The organism is Arthrobacter sp. SPT-J7 (genome assembly GCF_059089965.1).
Genome location: NZ_JBNHFF010000195.1, coordinates 1 through 6,158, shown reverse-complemented (window position 1 = coordinate 6,158; position 6,158 = coordinate 1). Strand labels below are relative to the sequence as shown.

Annotated in this window: 6 protein-coding genes; 1 reads left to right on the top strand and 5 read right to left on the bottom strand. The window is 65.1% G+C overall.

Annotated features, from left to right (window positions below):
- Positions 1–1,357 (top strand): sensor histidine kinase (locus tag AC5RWX_RS29045; protein ID WP_494099700.1); only part of this gene is annotated, 1,357 nt, incomplete at its 5' end.
- Here AC5RWX_RS29045 and AC5RWX_RS29040 read toward each other — a convergent pair.
- The 5 genes from AC5RWX_RS29040 to AC5RWX_RS29020 all read right to left on the bottom strand — a co-directional run.
- On the bottom strand, positions 1,354–2,583 hold the full coding sequence (locus AC5RWX_RS29040; protein ID WP_494099699.1) for a 5-methylcytosine restriction system specificity protein McrC: 1,230 nt from the start codon (positions 2,581–2,583) through the stop codon (positions 1,354–1,356). The genes AC5RWX_RS29045 and AC5RWX_RS29040 overlap by 4 nt on opposite strands.
- A complete protein-coding gene (locus AC5RWX_RS29035) occupies positions 2,570–4,801 on the bottom strand; it encodes an McrB family protein (RefSeq protein ID WP_494099698.1) in 2,232 nt (743 codons plus the stop codon). The genes AC5RWX_RS29040 and AC5RWX_RS29035 overlap by 14 nt, the downstream gene beginning before the upstream one ends.
- A gap of 70 nt (positions 4,802–4,871) precedes the next feature.
- Positions 4,872–5,105 (bottom strand): PLDc N-terminal domain-containing protein, encoded by a 234-nt coding sequence (locus AC5RWX_RS29030; RefSeq protein ID WP_494099697.1) that lies wholly within the window; start codon positions 5,103–5,105, stop codon positions 4,872–4,874.
- A 91-nt stretch (positions 5,106–5,196) separates the two neighbouring features.
- Positions 5,197–5,613 carry an acyl-CoA thioesterase gene (locus AC5RWX_RS29025; protein WP_494099701.1) on the bottom strand — a complete coding sequence of 139 codons (417 nt, stop codon included), beginning with the start codon at positions 5,611–5,613 and terminating at the stop codon, positions 5,197–5,199.
- 56 nt (positions 5,614–5,669) lie between these two features.
- The coding region (locus AC5RWX_RS29020; protein WP_494099696.1) for an ATP-binding cassette domain-containing protein at positions 5,670–6,158 on the bottom strand (489 nt) is incomplete at its 5' end.

Here is a 6,158-nt window from a genome sequence, read left to right as displayed (position 1 = left end):
CAGGGAAGGCGGGCAGGAGAGCCTGACGGGTATCAGCCTGCTTACCGTGTTCCCGGTGATTTGGCTGTGCGCTTCCGGGTACTACCCGAGGGCTGCTTTGTGGCTGTCTTTCCTGGCGCCGCTGGCGATTATCTGGGTCCCTTTAGTGCTGAAGGGCAATGTCACGGGACAGGACCTGGCCCGGTCACTGCTCCTGCCCGTCATGATGCTTGGGATCGGGGTCTCCGTCAGCGTCTTAACCTTGAGCATGACCCGCCAGCAGCGGGAGCTGGAAGAAAAGGACGCACAACTGCAGGCCAATTTGCGCACCAGCCAGCGCCAGGAAGCGCTGTTGAACACCGTCCTGGACACTGTTCATCTGGGCGTCCTGGCGGTGGACGCGGACGGGCATGACGTGCTGATGAACCGGAAGCAGCGGACCAACCACGAACTGGCGCGGCCCAAGGACATAGCGGACCCCAACGAGTCCCAGTTGCTCGTCTTCGGACCGGACCGGAAGTCTTTGGTTCCCGTGGAGGAACGCCCGGTCCGCCGTGCCGTCCTCGGGGAAACCTTCACGGACTACCTTGTGTGGCTGGGCTCCGGCAAGGAGCAGCGGGCTTTTGTCACCACTGCCCGGGCCATGAAGGACGCCGACGGCGAATTCTCCGGTTCGGTCATTGCTTTCAGCGACGTCACGGACCTCGTCAACGCGCTGACAGCGAAGGACGACTTCGTCTCCAGCGTCTCGCATGAATTCCGGACACCCCTCACGTCAATTCTTGGATACGTGGAAATCCTGCTCGAGGACGACCCGGAGGAGTCGCAGCGGAGCATGCTGGAGATCATCCGCAGGAACTCGGAGCGGCTATTGACGTTGGTCAGTGATCTGCTTGCCAGCCGCAACGGACAGCTGATTGTGACGCCCCACTCCGTCGACGTGGCCGAACTGGTACGCACCAGCGTTTCCTCGGCAATACCCAGGGCGGCTGCTTCCGGTGTGGTGCTGGCCGGTGAGACCCCGGAGCGGCTGGAGGCCCACGTGGACGGGGCACGGATTTCCCAGGTTCTGGACAACCTGGTGTCCAACGCCATCAAGTACTCCCCCGACGGCGGCAACGTGGTGGTCTCGCTGGCGCAGGAGGACGGCCACCTGGCGTGCCGGGTCAGCGATACCGGTATGGGCATGAGCGTCGAAGACGCTTCAGAAGTGTTTGCCAAGTTCTTCCGCACCAGCAACGTCCGCAGGACAGCCATTCCCGGCGTCGGTCTGGGCCTGCCGATCAGCAAGGCCATCGTTGAGGCCCACGGCGGGACCATCGAGGTGGAAAGTGCCCTGGGCCGGGGAACCACGTTCACGTTCCGGGTTCCGGTCTAGCCTGCCTGCCGAACCACCTCGCCCCAGGACTGCCGGGCGAGGTCCCCGATCGCGGCGAGGATTTCCGACGGCGGCAGGGACAGGTCCAGCGGGAACTCCACAACGTCGATGTCTGTGTTGAGGATGCGGCGCAGCTTGACCTCACCGGACCCGGCGTAGATCAGCCAGGCGGTAGGCACAGCCAAAGCAGTGCAGTGGGCGAGCATCTGGTAGTGGTCTGCTGTGAGCGAGGCACCGAGGTCGGACGCGGCTTTGTACTTGGTGTTGTAGACAACCACGGGCCGTCCTCCAAGCAAGTGCACGGCATCCGGCCGCACGGACAACCGGTCCGCGTCCCGCACCGCCTCGCTGAGGAGTGCGTTGTACTGCAGCCGGAGCTCCCCCGGGTAGGCTGCCATCGCCTCCCGCAATGCGGTGCCGACAAAATCTTTAAACACCTGGGCCATGTCCACCACGAACGCAGCGGTTTGTTGCTTGCCCTGGCCGGCTTCAGCGGAGGCGTTTCGGAGAATGAGTTCCGCCAAGCGGAGGACGGCGTGGTAGCGGACGTTCATCCGGCTGGCCGTCCACGGCGGGAGCGGAGCGCCGGCGGGAAGGCGGGTGACGGCGTCGAGCTTTCCCTTGAGCTGGCGCAGCCGGCTCAGCACCTCGGGGCGGACCCGCGGCACCTGGCCCATCCGCTCCAGTGCGGCAAGGAGGATGCGGTTTTCGGCGATGTCCTCGCTGAACTCGTCGTAGGACACTTCCAGGGGCACCAGCATGCCGGGACGCCGGGAGATCTGGTCCGAGATGCGGATCCGTCCTTTTACCGTTCGGAGCGACTCGTCCACAGTGCGGTATCCCTGCAGCACGCCGCGTCCCAGGGCCCGTTCGGCCAGCTGGGCCAACGACTGAGCCAGTGCGCTCCACAGCTCCCGGTCCTCGACGGCGGCAACTGAGTCGGGGCGGAACCCCTGTTCGCCCGCGTAGCTCAGCAGGAAAAGGAGCCGGCTGAGTCCCAACCGGTCCTTGGGCCGGACGTCCAGCTGCACTGTGGGGGTCCGTACAGAGCCCACCTTGCCCACGGGCTCGATCCGGTACAGCCCAAGGCCCATGGGCGACGCCTTGGCGAGGCCACTGGCGTTCAGGAAAGAGGCGCTGGCCGGATCCAGCCGTTCCACGATCCCGCGGGACAGTTCGTCCAGCACCAGGTGCCGGACAGATGCGCCCGGGTCAACGGCCTGCAAGGCGTTCCAGCAGCCGGTCCAGTCCGAAGCGTTCCTCGAGCTGGGCCCGGGTCAGCTGGCCATGGTAGTGCTCCTCAAGCAGGGGCATCAGCTCATACTTCCAGATCCGCCGCAAGCCGGCAGGGGTTTGGGCTGCCGGCTTCATGAAGTACGACGGGCCGATCATGAGGTCCCGGTCCCACTCGTCAATGGCGGCATTAAGGGCATCCAGCAGCAGAGCCGGAGTGGTGTCCAGCTGCCGGGCCTCGAGGAACCGTGTCAACGAGCCCTTCACCGGTTCGGTCTGCGGGTGCAGCTCGATGAATGCAAAACGACGGCGGATGGCGGCATCCATCATGGCAATGGACCGGTCCGCGGTGTTCATGGTGCCGATGATGTACAGGTTGTCCGGCAGCGTGAACGGCTCATTGGGGCTGTACTGCAGGTAGATCCGGTCATCGCGGTACTCCAGCAGGAAGTACAGCTCGCCGAACACCTTGGCGAGGTTGGCCCGGTTCATCTCGTCGATGATGAGGAAGTAGGGCTTCTTCTCGTTTCCGGGCTTGGCCGCTTCTTCGGCGAGGCGGCGGAGCGGACCGGCGACAAGTTTGAAGGAAACCTGGCCTTCGTCCGTCTTGTCCGGCCGGTAGCCTTCGAAGAAGTCCTCGTAGGCATACGACGGGTGGAACTGGACCAGTTTGACCCGCTCGTCCGTGGTGTCATCCGCCAGTTCCGCCGCGAGGTGCTTCGCCAGGTAGGTCTTGCCGGTGCCCGGAGGACCGTACAGCACCAGCTGCCGGTTCTCCTCCAGCAGCTCGGCGATCTCCTGGAGCGGCTCGAGCTCCATGTGCAGTGACTCCGCGAACTCGCGCGTCAGCGGGCGGAAGCCCTCCTGGACGGGAGGAATGACGGCGGCGGCTTCAGCATCGCTGTCGGGTTCTGTTTCCGCTTCTGCCGGTAGCAGGCCCTGCAGCGCCTGCACCACCCTGGTCAGGTCCACAACGATCCCAGGGGTGGCCAGCTGCCGCTGCACGTGGCGGGGAAGGCTGGTGGTGGTGTAGCCTTCGTCGAACCAGCGGACCTTCCGACGCAGCCGCCGGTTGTCCTCGTTGTGTTCGGGCTCCCCGAGTACGACGCCGAGCCGCACCTTTCCGCCGTGCTGGTAAAGCGCCAGGTCCCCGGGCTTCATCACGGTCAGGAACGCAAAGACAGCGGTTTTTGTGTCCTCCCGCTCCACGTAGCCAAGGTGCTTGTAGTCCTCGTCCACGGCATGCTGTACCACCCCCGCCGTGACGCCCGGGCTCAGCAGGCGGAGATGTTCGACGTCGAGCGTCACCTTTTCCTCGCCCTGCCAGGCGGTGAGCAGCTCGGTGTTGTCGCTGTGCGTGCGCAGCAGCCATGCCCGTCGGCCGGGGTCGCCCACCTTGCGCCACTGGCTGACCAGCTGGCGGGCATACCAGTCAATGCGCTGCCCGGCCTGCTCATCAAGGTGCAGGCGGATGCGGTGGATGTCTGCGGTGATGTCCTCTTCGGCGTCACCTTTTGCCCCGCCCACCAGCGACGCGAAGGCATCACGGATTTCCTGGCGCTCCACGTCCGCCACCACGGGCTCGAAGTAGCTGGGCCAGGTGAGGAATTCAATGCTGCGGCGGATCGCGGGCTGGTCCCCCGGGGTGGCGGCGGCCAGGCGGTGGAACTTCAGCGGGTCCTGCAGCGCTTGGGCAATGTCCGCCGTGGTCTGCTGGTCCACCTGCTGCACAAAACGGCAGAGCCATTTCAGGTGGTCCCAGATGGTCCAGTTGAACTCGGCGGTCCGGTCGCGGATGACGCCGTGGTCGGTGAGGCCCTGGTACAGCTCCTCGGGCAGCTCCAGCGGAGGCTCAAGCCAGGAGGCAGCTTCGGCCACACGGGCGCGCTTGACCTTCAGCGACTTCACCTCGTGGGCCAGGGGCAGCGACTGCAGGAACAGCAGTTCCACGGCCAGCTGCTTCGCTTCCCGGGACGCGCCCTCGAGGTTCTGCCGAAGGTTGGTCATCATGGGTGCCTTCGGATCCGGGGTACCCCGTTCCAGCCTGTCCAGGAGCTCCGCTGCCGCCTCCGACGTCCAGGTCATGGTGCGTCCATCCAGCGCGGACGGCTTCCCGAGGAGCCCGGGGCCAAGCACGAACCACGCAGCCTCCTCAATTTCCCGGGAGACACCGAGGGCACGGGGCATGGCAGCAGTGGAGGCGGGGGTCATGGATTCAAATTTACAGGGTGAAGCTGGACGGGCGCTCAGAGCCCCTGTGCCACCCGGCATTTCCGGGCGGCTACGTGACCGGGCCCGGCTTCTTCCGGCCGAACGTAAAGTAGCCCACCGGCCCAATGAAGTTGATGAAGGACGCCGCCCGCCACGCGGCCTTGGGACCGTTAATCATCGCTGCCGGGCGCTTCGAAATGTCCCGCTGCGCCGCCACCAACAGGGACACCTGTGCAATGGCCACCAGTATGGTGCCGGCCTTTGCGGACGGGGACATTTCCTTCCAGGTCTTTTTCTGGACCATGCCTATTCCTCCTTGGTTGGGGTTCTTAGTTTCCGATGCAGGCCGCTCCGGCGCAACGGGCTGCACCGGCCGGAGCGCCTGCAGCTCATGCTCACGCTGTGAAGGGTGCCAGCCGTTCCTTTTGTTCCGGCGTGAGCCGCTGCACCCGGCCTGTGGCTTCGTCCACAAACGCCAAATGGCTGCTGGCCTTGACGCAGTCCTCCCGGGTCACAGGGTCCTGTACGAGGTAGTGGATATCGAAGCTCGCTCCCTTGACGGCGCCAATCCAGACCTGGACCAGGGCAGGGACGTTCCGGTACTCCAGCGTCCTGACGTAGCGGATCTTGTGATCCACCACCAGCGCCATGGTTCCCTCGGGGACGTCATTGAAGAGGGAGACACGCGGCTCGATGCCGGGCAGCCCTGCTCCCCGCGGCGGTCCGAAAGCGGCGATCCGCGCTTCCTCGAGCATCCGGACGATCTGTACGTTGTTGATGTGCCCGTACGCGTCCATGTCGCCCCACCGCATGGGAACCAGGACCTCGATCCGCCGGCCGCCGTCGCTGGGAGTCTCCATCTGCGCGCTCAGCTGTGCACCGCCGTCGAATCGTCCACCGGCAGGTTCCCGGCATCCGCACCGGCGAACTGGGACATGTACAGCCGGTAGTAGGCGCCTTCCGCAGCGAGGAGGACCTTGTGGTTCCCCTGCTCAACAATTCTGCCGTTCTCCATCACCAGGATGGTGTCGGCGTCGCGGATGGTGGAAAGCCGATGCGCGATCACAAAGCTGGTGCGGTCCGTACGGAGCGCTGCCATGGCCTTCTGCACCAGCAGCTCCGTGCGGGTGTCAACGGAGCTGGTGGCTTCGTCAAGGATGAGCAGCGACGGGTTGGCTACGAAGGCGCGGGCAATGGTGATGAGCTGCTTTTCGCCGGCACTGACGTTGTTGCCTTCCTCGTCGATCACGGTGTCGTATCCCTCGGGCAGGGCGCGGACAAAGCGGTCCACGAAGGTGGCTTTGGCCGCGGCCATCACCTGTTCCTCGGTGGCGTCCAGGTTGCCGTAGCGGATGTT